The sequence below is a fragment of the Streptomyces olivochromogenes genome (assembly GCF_021538895.1).
Lineage (GTDB): Bacteria > Actinomycetota > Actinomycetes > Streptomycetales > Streptomycetaceae > Streptomyces > Streptomyces olivochromogenes_A.
Window position 1 is genome coordinate 1 of sequence record NZ_JADDRL010000161.1, and the last position, 17881, is coordinate 17881.

Sequence of the window (17881 nt, forward strand, 5' to 3'; positions counted from 1 at the left end):
GTACCGGAACCAGGCCGCCGAGGACGCCCTCCCGGCGGGCCCGTTCCGTCAGGACGTCGACGACGCCGCGTACGAAGACCTCCGGCGCGGCGGCCACCGTGCGGCCGCCGAGCAGGATCAGGTCGATGTCGAGCAGCCCGACGAGGTTCGCCGCCGCCGCGCCCAGCACCCGCGCGGCCTCGGCCGGCTCGCCGCGTCCCACGGCCGCCAGGCACAGCGCCTCGACACAGCCCCGTCCGCCGCAGCCGCAGACCGGCCCGTCCAGCTGAATCACCTGGTGGCCGAACTCCCCGGCCCCGGTCCGCGCCCCGCGGTGCACGCTCCCCCCGATCACCAGACCGGCCCCGAGCCCCGTACCGAGATGCAGATACGCGAACGACCCGCCCTCGCCCCCGACGGCCAGCCCGAGCGCCGCCGCGTTCGTGTCCTTGTCGACCACGACGGGCAGCCCGAGCCGCCGGACGAGCGCGTCCCGGAGGGGAAAGCCGTCCCACTCGGGGAAGCCGGTGACCCGATGCAGGACGCCGTTCGTGTGGTCGAGCGGGCCGGGCGAGGCGACGCCCACGCCGAGCAGGGTCTCCGGCGGCGCCGGCGCCTCGGACACCAGGGTCTCCACCGCCCGCCCCGCGCCCTCGACCACCGCTTCCGCCCCGGCCCCGAAGTCCAGCGCGACCCGGCTCTCCCGTACGACCGCCCCGGTCAGATCGCAGAGCACCGCCCGCAGTTCGTCCCGGTCCAGATGCACCCCCACCGCGTGCCCCGCCTCCGGCACCAGCCGCAGCACGGTCCGCGGCTTGCCCCCGGTGGACGCCCGCCGCCCGGCCTCGGCCGCGAACCCCTCCTCCCGCAGCCGCGCGGTGATCTTGCTGACCGCCTGCGGGGTGAGCCCGGTGCGTTCGGCCAGTTCGAGCCGGCTGATGCCCTCGGTCCCGGCCGCGCGCAGCAGATCGAGCACCAGCGCCGTGTTGTGACTGCGCACGGCGAGCAGATTCGCTCCCGTCGGCCCGCTTCCGCTCCTCGTCCTGTTCACGCCATCCATTCTCCCTGCCGCTTGCACTTTGGCAACAGCGTTGCGAAAGTGGGACGCATGACTGCTGCTACTCCCCTCCGCGTGGGCCTGATCGGCTACGGCCTCGCGGGCTCCGTCTTCCACGCCCCGCTGATCGCCGCCACCGAAGGCCTCGCGCTCGACACGGTGGTCACCTCGAACCCAGAGCGGCAGGAGCAGGCCCGGGCCGAGTTCCCGGACGTCCGGATCGCGGCCACGCCCGACGAGCTGTTCGACCGCGCCGACGAGCTCGACCTGATCGTCATCGCCTCCCCGAACAGGACGCACGTCCCGCTCGCGACCACCGCCCTCAAGGCGGGCCTGCCGGTCGTCGTCGACAAGCCGATCGCGGGCACGGCCGCCGAGGCGCGCGAGCTCGCCGCCCTCGCCGAGGAGCGCGGCCTGCTGCTGTCGGTCTTCCAGAACCGCCGCTGGGACAACGACTTCCTGACCCTGCGCCGACTGATCGCCGACGGCGAGCTGGGCGAGGTGTGGCGGTTCGAGTCGCGGTTCGAGCGCTGGCGGCCGCAGCCCAAGGGCGGCTGGCGGGAGTCCGGCGACCCGGCAGAGATCGGAGGTCTGCTGTACGACCTCGGCAGCCATGTCGTCGACCAGGCCCTGGTCCTGTTCGGCCCGGTCACCGAGGTGTACGCCGAGACGGTCCTGCGCCGCCCCAGCGCGGAGACCGACGACGACACCTTCATCGCCCTCACGCACGCCGGCGGCGTCCGCTCGCACCTGTACGTCTCCGCGACGACGGCCCAACTCGGCCCGCGTTTCCGGGTCCTGGGCTCGGAGGCGGGCTATGTGAAGTACGGCCTGGACCCGCAGGAGGCGGCGCTGCGGGAGGGGCTGCGCCCCGGCCCGGCCTGGGGAGGGGAACCCGAGGCCCTGTGGGGCCGGCTCGGCGCGGGCGAGTCCCCGCTGACCGACGGCGGCCGTCCCGTACCGACCGTGCCCGGCGACTACCCCGCGTACTACGCGGCCGTGGCCCGGGCCCTCACCGGCGCCGGCCCCAACCCGGTGACCGCCCTTGAGGCGGCCGCCGCCCTCGACGTACTCGAAGCCGCCCGGCGCTCCGCCCACGACAAGGTGACGGTGACCCTCTGATGCACCACCCGCAGATCACCCCGAAGTACGCCCCCGAGCTCACCCCGTCCGTCGAGGAGCTGGAGAAGCAGGAACGCCGCCTGGTGCTCACGCAGTTCACGTACGACGACGCCTGGGCCCTCGGCTCGCTCCTCGTCGAACTGGCCCGGGAGCGGCAGGCCCCCGTCGCGATCGACATCCACCGCGCCGGGCAGCAGCTCTTCCACGCCGCCCTGCCCGGTTCCACCCCCGACAACGACGCCTGGATCGCCCGCAAGCGCCGCGTCGTGGAGCGCTACAACGCCTCGTCCTACCTGGTCGGCGCCCGCTTCCGGGCCAAGGGCACGACGTTCGAGGAGTCCTCCCGCCTCGACCCCGACGTGTACGCGGCACACGGCGGCTCGTTCCCGATCGCCGTGCTCGGCGTGGGCGTGATCGGCGCGGTCACCGTCTCCGGGTTGCCGCAGCTGCAGGACCATCGTTTGGTGGTGGAGGCGCTGGAGCAGTTCCTGGACGGGTAGCCGGGCCGGGGATCCTGACCGGGGACCCAGACCCGGGATCCGGCCGGGGATCCTGACCGGGGATTATCCTGAGGCACCCTCCGGTTGTGACTGCTGTCACGCCGTCACGGCACAGCACCCGACCGGAGGGTTCACCACCGATGAGCGACAGCGCAGGGCGTCTGAAGGACACCATCGGCCGCTACGGCATCTGGAGCGTCGGACTGCGCTCGGAGGACCCGGACCAGCGTGCCGAGATCGCCGAGGCGGCCGCCGAGCTCGAACAACTCGGCTACGGCGCCGCCTGGCTGGGTGGCAGCAGCGCCGTGCGCCACGCCCTGCCGCTCATCGAGGCGACGTCGACGCTCACCGTCGGCACCAGCATCCAGAGCATCTGGGACTACGAGGCCGCCGAGAGCGCGGCGGGCTTCGCCGAGGTCGAGGCCGCCCACCCCGGCCGCTTCGTCCTGGGGCTCGGCATCAGCCACGCCCGGCTCGCTTCCCAGTACCGCCGCCCGTACTCGGCCCTGGTCGCCTATCTCGACGCCCTGGACGCGGCCGGGGTGCCCGCGGACCGCCGGGTGCTGGCCGCCCTCGGCCCGAAGACCCTGGAGCTGGCCGGCACCCGCGCGGCCGGCGCGATCCCCTACCTGGTCACCCCCGAGCACACGGCCGAGGCCCGCGAGATCCTCGGCGTCGACGCGCTGCTGGCCCCGGAGTTCAAGGTCGTCCTGGAGACGGACCCGGACAAGGCGCGCGCCCTGGCCCGCGACACCCTCGCCCTGTACCTGGCCCTCCCCAACTACACCAACACCTGGCTCCGCCTGGGCTTCACCGAAGACGACCTCTTGGACGGCGGCAGCGACCGTCTGGTCGACACCTTCTTCGCCTGGGGCGACGAGACGAGGATCCGCTCCCGCGTCGAGGCCTTCCACGAGGCGGGCGCGGACCACGTGGCCCTCCAGGTGGTAACCGACGGCACCCGCAACGCCCTGCCCCGCGAAGCCTGGAGAAGGCTCGCTTCCCTGCTGGCGTAAGTGAAACCCCCAAGGGGCGCGGGGCCGTATCATCATGCGGCTCCGCCGCGTGGGCGCGACGAACCACGACGAACCCGCAGCCGCCGTCCACGCGCAGCCCCCACCCCTTTGGGCGCCGACCGCCAAAAAACCTACGCGTCCTTGAGTTCCTGCCGCTGCCGACCGAGCCCCGCCACCTCCAGCTCGACCACGTCCCCGGCCCGAAGGAACGGCTTCGGCTCGGGCTGTCCCAGCGCGACCCCGGCCGGCGTACCGGTGTTGATGACGTCGCCCGGGTACAGCGTCATGAACTGGCTGACGTACCGCACGACTTCCGCGACCGGGAAGATCTGCTGGGCCGTCGTCCCGTCCTGCTTCAGTTCGCCGTTGACCCAGAGCCGCAGCGACAGGTTCTGCGGGTCCGGCACCTCGTCCGCGGTCACCAGCCACGGCCCCAGCGGGTTGAACGTCTCGCAGTTCTTCCCCTTGTCCCAGGTGCCGCCGCGCTCGATCTGGAACTCCCGCTCGGACACGTCGTGCGCGACCGCGTACCCGGCCACGTGCGCGAGCGCCTCGTCCGCCGACTCCAGATAGCGGGCCGTACGTCCGATGACGACGGCCAGTTCCACCTCCCAGTCGGTCTTGCTCGACCCGCGCGGCACGAGCACGGTGTCGTACGGCCCGACGACCGTGTCCGCCGCCTTGAAGAAGATCACCGGCTCGGCGGGCGGCTCGGCCCCCGTCTCCCGCGCGTGGTCGTGGTAGTTCAGCCCGATGCACACGATCTTGCCGATCCGCCCCAGCGGCGGCCCGACCCGCAGCCCGGCCGCGTCCAGCGGGGGCAGCTCCCCGGCCTCGGCGGCGGCCCGGACCCGGCCGAGCGCGGCGTCGTCGGCGAGCAGTGTCCCGTCGATGTCGTCCACGACCCCCGACAGGTCCCGCAGGATCCCCTCGGCGTCCAGCAACGCGGGTCGCTCCGCTCCCGCCGTACCGACGCGCAGCAGCTTCATGGTCACCATCTCCCTTGATAGCGGGCGCCCGACCGATGGGTGCAGCCATCGGAGGACTGGTCGATCCTCCAAGGTCGCTGTGCAGTCCGCAATACCGCGTTCACGTACTGGACCGTAGCTTCAGGAGGCAGCGGCCGGGCGGTACAGCACGGCCCGCTCGACGGCGCTCCAGGTCGTACTGGTCACGACGTACAGCGCGGCGGCCAGCGGCACCAGGGCCACGGTCAGGAGCGTGGCGTACGACAGGAAGGGCATGACCTTGCCGACGGCGGCGAGGCCGGGCACCTGCTCGTCGGTGGCGGGAACCGGCGTCGAGCCGCCCGCGGCCGCCATCCGCTTCGTACGGACGTAGTTGAAGCTGGCGACGGCGGCGACCACGGCGAAGAGCCCGAGGTACACGAGCCCGGCCGCCCCGAAGACCCCGCCGTCGCCGAGGGCGTCGGCCCAGCGTCCGCCGAGGGGCGCGGCGAACAGCTCGTGCGTCAGCAGGCCGTTGCTCTCGCCGCCGACCTCCCGGCTGGAGAACAGGTGGTAGAGGAGGAAGAAGGCGGGCAGTTGGAGCAGGCTCGGCAGCAGCCCGCTCAGTGGGGACACCTTCTCCTCGGCGTGCAGCTCCAGCACCGCCTTCTGAAGCCTCTCCGGGTGCTTCTTGTGCTTCTTCCGCAGCTCGGCGATCTTCGGCTGGAGTGCGGCCCGGGCGCGCTGGCCGCGGGCGGCGGCCCGGGAGAGCGGCAGCACGAGGAGCCGTACGAGCGCGGTGAACAGGACGATCGCGGCGGCCGCCGCGGAGGCGTGGAAGAGCGGCTGGAGCAGGTCGGCGAGGTGCTCGACAAGCGTGGCGAAAACGGACATGGGTGAGCCCTCCGAGGGTCTCGTCGTGCCGGAGTGGGTGCACCTGGGTGCGTGAAATGTCGGCATGACGACCCGCGCGGGGTCACGGCTGGCTGATCGGGTGCCCTACGCGCTGGTCGCCGGGAGGGCGTGTCCGGGTGCTCGGGGTCGCTGCCGCCCCGAGGCGTCGGGATCGCGTTGCGGCAGGAAGGCCGTACGACGGTCCCGGTCGCGGATGGCCGTACGCACCCGGGTGGGCGGCACGGCGGGCGCGCAGCGCGCGGTGACGAGGGAGCAGGCGGCGAGCGCGGAGGCGGCGGCCGCGGTCGCCGTCGCCGCGAGCGCGACGGCGGTGGAGAGGGTGCCGGTGTCGAGCAGCGCGACCTGAAGGAGCAGGAGCAGCAGGACGGCGGCGGGGCGCAGGACGCCCCGGCTGCGGATCATCGTCCGCCCCTCCCCTCTCACCCTCGGTCGACCCGCTGGTCGATCAGGACCGACCTACCGGTCGCTCACCCATGCTCGATCTCGATGGGCTCCAACAGCCGCTTGGGCTTGAGGAGCGCCCGGCTGACCGGGTCGGCCGGGTCCGGGTCGAGTCCTTCCCCCGGCACAGAGAGGACGTCCGCGGCGGGCACAAAAGTTCCGCAGGCGGGGCATTCGCCGTACGGACCGAGTTCGGTACCGCAGTTCACGTGCTGGAAGCGGCGCAGCGGGCGCTCCGTGAAGTGCTCGCGCCCCCAGAGGCCGAGGGCCCGCAGCGCCGGCCACAGCGCGATCCCGCGCTCGGTCAGGACGTACTCGTCCCGTGGCGGCGACTCCTGGTACCGGCGCTTTTCGAGGATCCCCTCCTCGGTGAGCGTCTTCAGGCGGGCCGAGAGGACGGCGCGCGGGACGCCGAGGTGGACGAGGAAGTCGTTGTAGCGCCGGACGCCGTAGAGGGCGTCGCGGACGACGAGGAGCGTCCAGCGCTCGCCGACGATCTCCAGCGCCCGAGCGATCGAGCATTCCTGCGTCGCGTAGTCCTTGCCCAGTGCCATGCGGCCCACTGTAACGCTTTTGAGCTTCTTGGTTCAATCACTGAACCTAGGGTGCTACGGTACGAGGGCAGGATAGGTTCAATGACTGAACTCAGCCTCGTCGACGAATGACCCGAAGCCCTTGAGGCTCCGACCGTCCCGGAAGGACAGCCATGCCCCAGCTGGACACCGCCACGACCGCGGACGTGCGGCACAGGCACGCCGAAGCGCCCGCGAACGCCCGGGCCACCCTGGCCCTGACCAGCGCCGCGACGGCGGTCGCCCTCATGACGTACACCGCCCCGGTGGTCACCCTCCCCGGCACGGTGGCCGCCCTGCACACCCCCCTCTCCGCCCAGGCCTGGCTGCTGAACGGCACCCCGCTGGGCCTCGCCGCGCTCCTCCTGGTGGCCGGCAGCCTGGCCGACGACTACGGCCGCCGCCGGATCTTCCTGCTCGGCACCCTCGCCCTCGGCGTCACGACCGCGCTCGGCGGCCTGGCCTCGACGACCTGGCTGTTCACCCTGGCCCGTATCACCCAGGGCGCGGCGAGCGCGGCGATCCTGGCGAGCAGCCTGGGCCTGCTGGTGACGGCCTTCCCTAGCCCGCGGGGCCGCCTGCACGCGACCGGCGTGTGGGGTGCCTTCGTCAGCGGCGGCATCGCGGTCGGCCCGCTGGTCGCCGGCGCGATGCCCGACTGGCGGGTGGCGTACGCCGTCCTCGGCGCGGCGGCGCTGGTGGTGGCCGGGCTCGGTGTCCGCCCCCTGACGGAGTCCCGCTCCCCCCGGGGCGGCCGCCCCGACCTGCTGGGCGCGCTGACCTTCGGCCCGGCGCTGGTGGCGCTGGTCGCGGCGCTGACGCTGGGCCGCGACGGCTGGCTGCGGGCGCCGGTGGGGCTGCTGCTGGCGGCGGCCGTGGTGCTGCTCGGCCTGTTCGTACTGCGGGAGCGGCGGGCCCGTACCCCCATGATCGACCTGAGCCTGCTGCGCCACCGCCGCTTCCTGGCCTCCTCGGCGGCCGGCCTGTTCACGGGCCTGGCGGTGCTCGGTCTGTTCAGCTTCCTCCCCGCGGTGCTGCAGCAGGCGCTGCACCTGTCCGCGATCCAGACGGCCTGGCTGTTCCTGCTGTGGTCCGGCCTGTCCTTCGGGGTGGCCCTGCAGGCCAAGCGCCTCGCGGGCCGCGTGACCCCGCGCCGGCAACTGGCCATCGGCTTCCTGCTGCACGCCGGCGGCGCTCTGACCATGCTCGGCGCGATCGACGCGGGTTCCTGGCCCCGCCTGCTGCCCGGCCTCGTCCTCGGCGGCATCGGCAGCGGCCTACTGAACGCCGCGCTGCCCCTGCTGGCGGTGGAGTCGGTCCCGGTCGCACGCGCGGCGATGGGCTCCGGTGCCCAGCAGACGTTCCGCTACATCGGCTCCTGCGCGGGCGTGGCCCTCACGATCGCCCTCGTCACGTCCTCCTCCGGCGGCCTCGGCCAGGGCACGAACGTGGCGATCGTGGTGTCGGCGGCGCTGGCGGTGGTGGGGGCGGGGACTGTGCTGGCGTTGCGGGACCGGAACTGAACGACGACCGACGGCCGCTACGCGCCCCCAGCCGCACAGGACCGGCTCTCGCCGAGCCGAGCGGCAGGAGCCCGGAACGCGATCCCCGACCCCCGGGACCCCAGCAGCACGTCGAAGACCCCACCGTCCAGGACGGAGACCTGAACCTCCTTGGCCTCGGCCGCTCCCCATCCCGTGACCCGGAGCCCGTCCACACCCGTGAAGACGACGAAGAACTCGAAGCCGTCGCCGCCCTCCCCGCGTTCGAAGCCCAGGGTCACCGAGTCTCCGCGCTCATCGATGTGAACGTAGAACAGTCCCCAGTCATGGGATCCGAGCAGCCGCATCCACTCAGCGCTCATAGAAGACCTTCGAGTCGGTGCCGGGAACGGACGCATACAGCCGGGCATCGACCTTGCTCACGAAGAGATGCGGCCCGCTGTCCGCTCCATCACTCCCGGCCTTGAACGCGCTCACGTGCCTGACCACCACGGACTCGTTGCACACGAACTCCAAGACGGTCCCCCGCCCGCGCACCATCACCCGCATGCGCCGCTCGGCCCCCAGCGGAACCATCTCCACATCACCGACGACGGGCGGATCCCACTCCGCCAGGGAGACCCCCTCCACCGCCACGAACTCGAACTGACACTGCACGGCGTCCATCCCCGCGTCGGCCCACTCGTCCGGAGCCGACGCGGGATACGGCAGATCGACCCGCAACGTCACGGTCGGGCCACGCCAGTTGAGATTGACGGACCGAATCCTGACGCCGTTCAAGTCGGGAACATCACCGTAGAGGTTCCACAGAACCTCGGGATTCACGAGAAACCGGGCGATCCTAGTGCGATTCATGATCGCCCCTGGGCATCAGCTTCATCGCGTCCTCCTGGGAAATCTCCAGGAGCGCCTCGTGCGCGAAGGACTCGATGTCGTCGACATAAGGCAGGACCCCCTCGCGCTTCGTGCAGAACGTCACGTTGGCCGTCAGGATGTCGTCCTCCAACCCGCCGCAGGAGAGGGAGACATACCCGAATACGGGCCAGGCGAAGGACTCCGGAACCGCCCGCAGCGCGGCACAGGCATACGACAGCGACCGCCGCAGGAGCCGCACCCCACGCTCGCGGCCGTCCCGGGGAAGGTCCCAATCCGTCATTCCGCGCCCGTTCACGGCGGACTCGAACTGCACCACATCGACAAAACCGTCCGGATCATCCGGCCGATATCCAGAGCTCAGCGCCCCAAGCAGTTGCGCGCCGCGATACCCGAGCATCCATCCCTCGGCCAGCACCGGCAGAAGGGGCTCCGGGACTTCCCGCATTCGGAGCCGGGAGGGAACGCCACCCGCACAAAGCGAGACCATTCTCACGTTCATCCTCACGGATTCCCTCTCCCTGGCCATTTCCAGCGACATTTAAAGACGCCAAAGTCTTCCAGATCACAACTTCCCGCCGGACGCGTCGAATTCGGCAAGCCACGATTCGAAGTCCTCCGGCCCGTGCAGGTACTGCCCAGCCGCAACCATGAGGTCGGCACCCGACAAGCGATCAAGTGCGGTCCAGAGCCTGTCGTCGAGCAATTCGGGCGCGTCCGACTCCATGAGGCTCATCGCCCAGTCGGCAACCTCGTCACGGCTGACTCCACCCTCGGCGAGGCGGCGCAGGCGGAGTCCGATCTCTGCGCCCAAACCTTCGTCATTCATCAGAACGTCCCTGTGAAGTTACCGTCTCTATCGAATTGGAAGTGTACCTTCTTTCCACCGGTCACCTTCACGTCCGGACGCACGATTCTCACGCGGCCATTCGCGTCGAGCGTCTCGTGCCAGATTCGTCTGGCGCCCGTCGCGGGATCCCATTCGCGCACCAGACGCCGACCAATCATTTCTCCGGGATTCCGTGCCGGACTGATCTCGCCATAGAATCTGAACCGCCCGTTGGCCAGCTCTTTGTAACCACCCTTGCCATATTTCTGAACCTGCGAATAGAAATCCTGCAACTGCGCGGCGTTTGCTGTTCTCGGGCAGGGGGTCAGGCCCAGCGGGTCGATCCAGAACAGAGGATTCGCGACATATGCGTACGGGTTGTCTGCCGGTTCGAGACCCAGCGGGTCAGGAGCGGCATAGCGAGCCGCATCGGGGAGGTAGTACCGGAAGTAGTTGTAATGGTTGCCGGTCTCCCGGTCGTAGTACTGGCCGGGGAAGCGCAGCGGTGTGTACGCCGTGCTGTCCGCAGCCCAGCCTGTCACGCCCCACAATGTCGCCCGGGCCCGCCAGGCGATCTGCCCCTGCTCGTCGACCAGTTCAGCCGGAGCACCGACGAGATCGGTGACGATGGCGAAGAAGCGCCGGTCGGTCTCTCGCTTCGGGTCACCGGCAGCGGCGATCCGTTCGGTCTGCGCCACGGGGTGCAGGTCGTCGTGATCCCAGGTGAGTACGACCAGGTGCGGCAGGTCGACGGCCCTGGTCGTCTCCTCGCAGAGGGTGTCCCCGTCCCAGATGAAGTCGATCTGCTCGACCACCGCGTCCCCACCCGGAGCCGCCATACGCGCCTTCGCGATCCGGCGCCCCAGCGGGTCGTACCGGTAGCGCCACTCGGTTCCGTCGGGCGTGCTGACCGTGGTCAGCTGATTCTCGGCGTTCCACTCGAAGCGCCAGGTGTCCGGCTTCCGCGAGAGACGGGTCTGCTGGCTCAGGCGCAAACGGCCCGCACCGTCGTGCTCGTAACGCATGGCTCCCGCGCGGATGATGCGGTTCCCCGTGTACTCGCGCGTCCCCCGCGCCTCATGACCGGGGTGCCGCTCCGGCCAGGATGCGTGCGCCACGTTGCCTGCCTGGTCGTAGGCATAGGTTTCCTGCCATCCGTCCGCCTGGACACCTGTCACTCTGCCTATCGGGTCCAGAGCGTAGAGACGGGTACCGTTCAGCTGATCGATGACACTCGCGACGAATCCGTCCTCGCGATAGACATAGGACCGCTCCTGAACCACACGGCCATTGGCGCCCATGGTCAATTGGGCGCTCAGTCGCCCGAGTCCGTCGAAGGTATGGGCGAGCCGGACGTGTCGGCCCACCTGCCGTTCCACTTCACGCCCCGCCGCATCGCGCTCGAACGTCAGCACCTTCCCCGACGCGGTGAGACGGATGGGGTTGCCCACCGCGTCGTACTCCCACGAGCTGACCGCGCCGGACGGAGTCGTACGGCTCGCGCGCCGGCCCAACCCGTCGTACGTGTACGCAACGGCCCGCCCATTGACGGTTTCCGACACCACCTGGCCGGTCGCGTCGCGCACGATGTCCACGACCGCGTCCGGACATGAGGCATGGACCAGCCGACCTGCCAGGTCGTAGGCGAAATTCGTGATCCGCCCTGCAGCGTCCTTGCGCAGCGGCCGCCCCATGGAGTCCCGCTCGAACCGGATCGTCTCGTCAAGGGGCGTGACATGCTCGGCAAGGCGCCCCTCCGAGTCGTACCGATATCGCTGCACCCGTGCGTCGAAGTCGGACTCCCGGACCAGCCTGCCTGCGGGGTCGTACTCGTAGTCCCAAGTCAGACCTTGTGCGTTGAGCACTCGAACAAGCCGGAGTTCAGGATCGTACGTGAACTCGTGACGCGCTCCGTCCGGGCCGGTGCGGGCCGACACCGAATCGAAGTAGGTGTACTCGAACCGGGTGACACCCCCGGCCGCGTCGGTGTGGTGCGTGCAATTGCCCTCACCGTCGTAGAGCCACGTCTCCGCCGAGCCGTCGGGCGCCACCCGGCGGGCCGGCCTGCCCTCGACCGTCCACTCCATGCGGGTCACCGCGCCCACGGGATCCGTCAGCCGGACGGGGCGCCCGAAGCCGTCGCGTTCATACGCGCTCGCCCCTCCCAGCGCGTCCCTGACCTCGATCGGCAGACCCGCCGCATCGTTCCGCACCTCGGTGGTGTGGCCAAGGGCATCGGTGACACGCCGCAGGCCACCGCATCCGTCGTAGACGAAACTCGTGGTCCGGTCGGCGGGATCGGTGACGGCGGTCAGGTTGCCGAAACCGTCGTACTCCTGAATCCACCGTGCCTCGTCCGCGTTCACGACCAGCGTGGGGAGGCCCCACTCGTTGTACTCGGACCTCACCTCGCCTTCGTCTGGGCGTACGACCCGGACGAGGTGACCTCGCTGGTCGTAGCCGTACCGGGTGCTGAACCCCGCTGGGTCGGTGACGGCCACGAGGCGCAGGTCCTCGTTCCACTCCTGGCTCGTGACGTGCCCGAGCGGGTCGGTCTCCCGGATCAGACGCAGGTTCTCGTTGTGTTCGTAGACCCGGGCATGGCCGAGCGAGTCGGTGACCCGGGTGGTGCGGGTTGCGTCGTCGTAGGTGAGGGTGGAGGCGAGGGCGTTGCCCGTGCCGCCGGTGGCGATGACGCGGCCCCGGTCGTCGTACTCGTACCAGTAGGTGGTGCCGTTCCGATCGGTCCACGACGTGATGCGGCCCTCGGCGTCATAGGTGTAACGCATCGGCAGGCCGGAGGAGTTGATCTCCTCGACCAGGTGGCCCCGCTCGTCGTAGGTGAAGGTGAGCAGCGTGGTGCCGGGCCGGTCCGGGTGGGCGGGGTCGATCAGGCGCAGCCCCGTGAGGCGGGAGCGGGCATGGTCGTGGTCGAGGGCGATGCGGTAGCCACCGGAGTGGACCACCGCTCCGGGAACGTCACCCTCGTCGTACTCGATGGTGATGCGGTTGCCGTTGCGGTCCTGGATGTACTGCAGGGGCAGGTCGACGGCGGTGTCGGCCGCGGCCGCGACGGGGCTGTGGAAGACGTACGTCAGACCCGCGTCGGGGTCGGTGACGCGTATGCCGCCGTCGGTCTCCGTGTCCCAGGAGAGGGTGAGGCGGGAGCCGGGCGTGTCCGGACGGACAGGCTCGCCGGTCTCGGCGTCCGGGCGCGGGAAGCAGAGGCGGGCACCGTCGGCGGTCGCGTAGACGAAACCGTCGTCGTCGGCCTGGACGCGCTGGTCAAGGGTCGACGCCCATGACGGGCCGAACCAGCCTCCCCACCGGTACGACGACAGGTGTGTGCGTTCGAGGATCAGCGGGAGCACGCCGGGCAGGGTCACATCGGTGCGCGGCAGCGACATGTCACCGGTGGCCACGTCGATCGGGTCCCGTACGAACTTCTTGACCATGTTGCGGACCGACGCCGGCAGCTTGTCGAAGGCCGGGTTCAGCTTGAGGCGCTCGAAGGCGGCGCAGTTGAGCTTCATCCCCTTGGCCAGCTCGGCCAACTGGCTGGGCTTGAGCGCCTTCAGCCCCTTGCCGAGCGCCTTGCCCAGCACCCCGAAACCGACGCCCATCAACGCGCCCTCGGTGAGGATCCCGGCCAGCTTGTCCGGGTCCTTGAACGCGCCGGGATCCTTCAGCAGCGTCTCGAACGCCGAGAACTTCGCCCCCTCGGCCGCCATCCTGCCCACCTCGGCGACACCGCGGATCTCCTTCAGCGCCTTCAACGCCCGCTCCACGCCCCGGATGACCTCCATCACCCCGCGCACCACGGACCCGAGCGCCGTACCCTCCTCCTCGATCCGCCCGACCAGCGCCACGACCTTCAGCGCCCGCTCGCCGGCCATCAGGTTCGAGGCCACCTCCGAGGCACCAGCGGTGAGGATCGACAGCGCAAGCCCCGCGATCTCGAACTCGGCGATCTCCGCGAGCATCACGCCGATCTCGGACAGCATCTCGTGCGCCTTGTCCGCGAAGTCGTCCAGCGCCTTCGCGCCCTCCCGCAGCGAGTGCGCCATCTCGCTCGCGTTCTTGCGGGCCGACTTGTTCCGCTTGTGGAAGGCCTTGGCCGCCTTCCCCTCCCACTCCACCCCCGACAGCGCACGCTCGGCGGCCGACGACGCGTCCTCCAGCCCCTTCGCCAGATGCCGCCACTTCTTCGCGATCTCCCGGACCCCGTCCGGATCCACCGCCGGATCCGAGATCCCCAGAAACTCCAGACCGCTGGCGATCGAGTCGCCGAACATGTGGTTGAACTTGTTGACGTAGTGCAGCGGGTTGAGATCCACCATGACTGTGCGCCGTTCAGCCCTTCTTCGCCCGGGCCGCGGCCGCCAGCAGAAGGTCCAGCAGATCGAAGGCGTCGGACACCTCTCCGATCAGCTTCGCCTCCGCCTCCCACTCCTCCTCCAGCTGCTTGGTCAGCTTGGACAGAGTGGTCATGCCCTTCTCTATCTCGTCCTTCGCACCCAGCAACGACCCCAGCGCCCCCAGCGCCTTCAGGTGGTGCTGCTGCTCCTTGAACTCCGCCAGCGGCTTCGTCGTGTGATGCCCCACCGTCCGCAGCCCCGACGCCGCCTTGTGCATCGACGCGGCTTCCTTCGCCAAGTCAGACATGAGACCCGCCCCCGTAACTTCCCCGTACGCGCACGCACTTCGCTCTGTGCACATGCCAACCCTCCGACACTAGGGAGAGGGGTTATGCGGAAGGTATGGGCGGACCCAAAGGCAAGCAAAGACTGACTACGACCGAGGCCGCATCGACGCCAGCTTCCCTGCTCAGGCGCCCAGCAGACCCTCCGCTACATCGGTTCCTGCTGATCGACCGGCGTCGCGTTCCTCACCCCTGAAAGCTGAGCTTGTGGTCATGGGTCGGGTCGACGGAGCACACGAAGACATCGAGGTGACCGCCTCGACCGATCCGCACCTGGGTGGGGGTGTTCACGCCGTGCCGGCCGATCAGCGAGAGGTCCTCGATCGGAGTCCAGCTGCCCCGATCGCCTCCCCACTCAGCCGAGGCGATGGTCAGCAGAAGACCCATGGAGCTCCCGCACGAGCAGAGGAACTCATCGGGGCCGGTCACGCCCCACGCCGCGTGACCGCCGACCTTCCAGCCGGGAGCGATGGAGAGGTCACCGTCGTAGGACACGGGCTCATCCTCATCGTCGGCGTCTTCCTCGGCTTCCTCCCACAGCGCCTCCTCCCACTCCTCGATGCGCCGCCGCAGTCCTTCAGGGAGCAGTTCACCCCACTCGTGCTCCGTCACCTGCTCCGGGGCGAGGGCACAAGGTTCCGGTACGTAGTCCTCGTCACCGACGACGGCAGGACACGCCGGTTCGGCCAGGATCTCGCCGACGTCGGCCGAAGTGCGCCACACCAGGTGGACCCGCGGACAGGGCGGCGAACCATGCCCGTCGAACGGGCACCACAGCACCTGAAGGAGATCGCGCCCCTCGGGCATCACTAGTCCGGAAACTTCCCGCGCGAACAGTTGGGCCAACGGCAGCAGGGGAATGGGGGCGTTGCCGCCGAGTTCAGGCACCTGGTGCTCGCGGCCGAGTTCCGTCAGGATGCGCCGCTCCTCGTCCGTGGGACCCGAGCCGCCCCGACGCCAGGTTTCCGCGAGCACCCGACGCTCCTCGCGGACGTCCTCGACGCGCCTCCCGCGATCACGGCGGTGCGGCTCCCGGCAGACCGGCCATGTCTCGTCGGCGGGCCACAGGAGCGGCCCGCCCACAGAACTCTGATCGGGCTTCGGCGCCCCGGGACGCGGATGGAGCCGAGTGCAGACCTTCCGGAAGCCGGCCAGTTCGGGGAACTCCGCCTCTATGTCCAGAGGACGCGGTGGAGTGGTACGGGTCATGGTCATCCTTGGTATCACGACGATTGCATCAGGACCGACTGGACCAACCGGGCACCGCGGTCGTGGGCCACGCGCTTCGAAGTGGGGCGCCATGTCCAGCCAGTGGGCTGCGGTCTGGCTGCCCGCGGAGTCGTAGGCGTACGACTCGCTCCAACCGTTCGCGGTGATGGTGCAGATGCGCCGCTTCTCCCTCGTCCGCGACCGGCGGCCCCGATCCACCCGAGCCGATCAGGAGACAGCGCGGCGATCGAGGACGTCGAGCTCATCCAGGTGCTCACGGACGATTGCGTGCAGCTGTTCGTTCGTCATGTCGTCCGGGTCTCGAAGCCCGGGATCGATGACGTAATCGTCGAGTGCGTAGAAGACCTGGTCGAGAATCCTCGAAAACGGCTCCCGCAAACGCTCACGTCGCTCCAGGGCTCGGCGTCGAGCGCTCAGCCATGACTGCGCGAACTCCTCCGCACTGATCCGGCCGGCCACCAGGGACTCCATGAGCGACACCTGTTCCGCGGTGGCGGATCCAGCGGCGACATCACTCTTCGACGCCCACGCCACCTGGTGCGGCCGGAACGCCATCGAGACCTCGACCGCAGTCGGATGGTTTCGGCCGACACGCTTCGCGTACCTCTTGAAGTCGACGATCGCCTGGTCAACCCCTTCGGGGATGCTGTACCTGAGGAAGGCGCCGGTCCCGGCGATCAAGGAATAGCCTTCGGTCGTCACAAGCAGCGCACCCGCGAGATCGGGGAGGGCGACCAGGAAGCTCTCATCGCACCAAGGGAATTGGAGCATGCGCTCCCGAGTCGAGGGGATCTCGATCTCCGCTCGATCGCTGCCGACATCACTCAAGCGGCTCGCGACGACGTACGTGTGTCCCGCCTGCCTGACTCCTGCGGTCAACCGATCGGCGAGGTGCTCGTCCATGCGTGAGTGGGAGGCCAGCGGTACAACCTGCTTACTCCCCTCTGCGATCCACTCGGGCTTGAAGGATCGCGGTCCGGAGAGGACGAGGTTAACCAGGCTGCTGTCGTTCATGGGCTGCCGTTCTGCTCCGTCTACTAGGCGTCTGCCCCTGGGGCCGCAACCACTACAGATTCGCGCCGCTCTCCTCGACGCAGACCCATGGCAGTACGCTCCCTGGCCTGGTCGAGCAGGTTGTAGTCCCGTATCGGTACTCCGCCGCCCGACAGAGGTGTCCCGAGTTGTCGCTCGACCGCCGTCCAGTCGCGCGGTCGACACGGAGCACGAGCAGGGATCATCTCATCGAGGCGTTGCACCGGGGTCGGCACACGCTTCAACCTTCGCCTCTTGTGCGCCGCGCGATCCGGATGTCTTCCTCGAGCGCGCTCAGACGGGGTGGGGTTCGCGAGTCGTCCAGAACGACCACGTGCAGTCGGTCGCCAACCGACGGGGGCTCGGCGTCATTCCACCAGGACGGGTGCTTTCTGAGGTCGATGAAACCGTCAGCACCTCCGATGTCCACTACAACCCCGACCGGACTGACCCGGGTGACTGTGGCGTCGAACTCCTGATGGTCCTTGACCATTGAGCCGCCCCGTAACTCCCTCGTACACGCACGCACTTCACTCCGTGCAGATGCCAACCCTCCGACACTAGGGAGAGGGGTCGTGCGGAAGGTATGGGCGGACCCAAAGGCAAGCAAAGACTGACTACGACCGAGGCCGCATCGAAGTCAGCTTCCCCCACACCACCATCCGATACCGGGACGTGAACTCCGGCGTGCAGGTGGTGAGGGTGATGTAGTAGCCGGGGTCGTCGTAGCCGTAGGCGCGTCTCACGACGGAGTGCGGTACGGGACGTATCACGCCGGAGTCGCGGGACGAGGTCTGCGGGAGGATCTTGTCGACGGTGTACGTGTACGTCGCCGACCGCGTCTCGACCTCGACGACGTCCCGGGGCCGCAGCCGCGGGAGGTACCGGAACGGCTCGCCATGGGTGTTGCGGTGGCCGGCGACGGCGAAGTTGCCTGCCTGGCCCGGCTGTTGGGTGCCGGGGTAGTGGCCGACGTACCCCCTGTTCAGGACGTTCGGCTTGCTCACGCCCTCCGCGACCGGCACCCGAAGGTGCAGGCGGGGGATGGTCAGGATGGCGTACGCCTGGGAGCCGCGCGGCCGGGTTGAGCCGACGGGGACGTACGACCGCTGCCGCGCGGCCACCCCCGTACCAGGGGACGGGGACGACGACCCCGTCGGGGAC

19 protein-coding genes are annotated in these 17881 nt (G+C 69.7%); 4 read left to right on the top strand and 15 right to left on the bottom strand.

Annotated elements, in window-relative coordinates:
* A partial coding sequence (locus IPZ69_RS42810; RefSeq protein ID WP_374295841.1) for an ROK family transcriptional regulator occupies positions 1 to 1039 on the bottom strand: 1039 nt, incomplete at its 3' end.
* Between the two features lie 48 nt (positions 1040 to 1087).
* Between IPZ69_RS42810 and IPZ69_RS42815 the strand changes: the two genes are divergently transcribed.
* The 3 genes from IPZ69_RS42815 (at position 1088) to IPZ69_RS42825 (ending at position 3674) form a co-directional block, all read left to right on the top strand.
* Complete coding sequence (locus tag IPZ69_RS42815; protein ID WP_235460299.1) at positions 1088 to 2158, top strand: Gfo/Idh/MocA family protein; 1071 nt, start codon at positions 1088 to 1090, stop codon at positions 2156 to 2158.
* Complete coding sequence (locus IPZ69_RS42820; protein WP_235460300.1) at positions 2158 to 2658, top strand: heme-degrading domain-containing protein; 501 nt, start codon at positions 2158 to 2160, stop codon at positions 2656 to 2658. The genes IPZ69_RS42815 and IPZ69_RS42820 overlap by 1 nt, the downstream gene beginning before the upstream one ends.
* A 140-nt stretch (positions 2659 to 2798) precedes the next feature.
* A complete protein-coding gene (locus tag IPZ69_RS42825) occupies positions 2799 to 3674 on the top strand; it encodes an LLM class F420-dependent oxidoreductase (protein WP_235460301.1) in 876 nt (291 codons plus the stop codon).
* 131 nt (positions 3675 to 3805) lie between these two features.
* Here IPZ69_RS42825 and IPZ69_RS42830 read toward each other — a convergent pair whose 3' ends face one another.
* The 4 genes from IPZ69_RS42830 to IPZ69_RS42845 all read right to left on the bottom strand — a co-directional run bounded on the left by IPZ69_RS42830 (position 3806) and on the right by IPZ69_RS42845 (position 6531).
* Positions 3806 to 4663 (bottom strand): fumarylacetoacetate hydrolase family protein, encoded by an 858-nt coding sequence (locus IPZ69_RS42830; RefSeq protein ID WP_235460302.1) that lies wholly within the window; start codon positions 4661 to 4663, stop codon positions 3806 to 3808.
* Positions 4664 to 4783: 120 nt separating this feature from the next.
* Positions 4784 to 5515 (bottom strand): membrane protein insertase YidC, encoded by a 732-nt coding sequence (gene yidC, locus IPZ69_RS42835; protein WP_235460303.1) that lies wholly within the window; start codon positions 5513 to 5515, stop codon positions 4784 to 4786.
* Positions 5516 to 5620: 105 nt separating this feature from the next.
* Positions 5621 to 5938: a DUF6412 domain-containing protein gene (locus tag IPZ69_RS42840; protein ID WP_235460304.1), complete on the bottom strand. Its 318-nt coding sequence runs from the start codon at positions 5936 to 5938 to the stop codon at positions 5621 to 5623.
* Positions 5939 to 6003: 65 nt separating this feature from the next.
* Positions 6004 to 6531 (bottom strand): winged helix-turn-helix transcriptional regulator, encoded by a 528-nt coding sequence (locus IPZ69_RS42845; protein ID WP_268835771.1) that lies wholly within the window; start codon positions 6529 to 6531, stop codon positions 6004 to 6006.
* A gap of 152 nt (positions 6532 to 6683) precedes the next feature.
* Here IPZ69_RS42845 and IPZ69_RS42850 point away from each other — a divergent pair, with 152 nt between their 5' ends.
* Positions 6684 to 8072 (top strand): MFS transporter, encoded by a 1389-nt coding sequence (locus IPZ69_RS42850; RefSeq protein ID WP_235460306.1) that lies wholly within the window; start codon positions 6684 to 6686, stop codon positions 8070 to 8072.
* 17 nt (positions 8073 to 8089) lie between these two features.
* On the opposite strand, the gene IPZ69_RS42855 is transcribed toward IPZ69_RS42850, so the two are convergent.
* The 10 genes from IPZ69_RS42855 to IPZ69_RS42900 form a co-directional block, all read right to left on the bottom strand.
* Positions 8090 to 8413, bottom strand: a complete 324-nt coding sequence (locus IPZ69_RS42855; RefSeq protein ID WP_235460307.1) for a hypothetical protein — start codon at positions 8411 to 8413, stop codon at positions 8090 to 8092.
* A complete protein-coding gene (locus IPZ69_RS42860) occupies positions 8403 to 8876 on the bottom strand; it encodes an Imm50 family immunity protein (protein ID WP_235460308.1) in 474 nt (157 codons plus the stop codon). Before IPZ69_RS42860 ends, IPZ69_RS42855 begins: the two co-directional genes overlap by 11 nt.
* A 16-nt stretch (positions 8877 to 8892) precedes the next feature.
* A complete protein-coding gene (locus IPZ69_RS42865; RefSeq protein ID WP_235460316.1) occupies positions 8893 to 9426 on the bottom strand; it encodes a hypothetical protein in 534 nt (177 codons plus the stop codon).
* A 63-nt stretch (positions 9427 to 9489) separates the two neighbouring features.
* On the bottom strand, positions 9490 to 9753 hold the full coding sequence (locus IPZ69_RS42870; protein WP_235460309.1) for a DNA-binding protein: 264 nt from the start codon (positions 9751 to 9753) through the stop codon (positions 9490 to 9492).
* Positions 9753 to 14093 (bottom strand): DUF6531 domain-containing protein, encoded by a 4341-nt coding sequence (locus IPZ69_RS42875; RefSeq protein ID WP_235460310.1) that lies wholly within the window; start codon positions 14091 to 14093, stop codon positions 9753 to 9755. Before IPZ69_RS42875 ends, IPZ69_RS42870 begins: the two co-directional genes overlap by 1 nt.
* Positions 14094 to 14106: 13 nt before the next feature.
* On the bottom strand, positions 14107 to 14418 hold the full coding sequence (locus IPZ69_RS42880) for a hypothetical protein (protein ID WP_235460311.1): 312 nt from the start codon (positions 14416 to 14418) through the stop codon (positions 14107 to 14109).
* A gap of 223 nt (positions 14419 to 14641) precedes the next feature.
* Positions 14642 to 15430 (bottom strand): hypothetical protein, encoded by a 789-nt coding sequence (locus IPZ69_RS42885; protein WP_308407604.1) that lies wholly within the window; start codon positions 15428 to 15430, stop codon positions 14642 to 14644.
* Between the two features lie 462 nt (positions 15431 to 15892).
* Complete coding sequence (locus IPZ69_RS42890; protein ID WP_235460313.1) at positions 15893 to 16699, bottom strand: colicin immunity domain-containing protein; 807 nt, start codon at positions 16697 to 16699, stop codon at positions 15893 to 15895.
* 259 nt (positions 16700 to 16958) lie between these two features.
* Complete coding sequence (locus IPZ69_RS42895; protein WP_235460314.1) at positions 16959 to 17210, bottom strand: S1 RNA-binding domain-containing protein; 252 nt, start codon at positions 17208 to 17210, stop codon at positions 16959 to 16961.
* Positions 17211 to 17334: 124 nt separating this feature from the next.
* The coding region (locus IPZ69_RS42900; protein ID WP_235460315.1) for a class E sortase at positions 17335 to 17881 on the bottom strand (547 nt) is incomplete at its 5' end.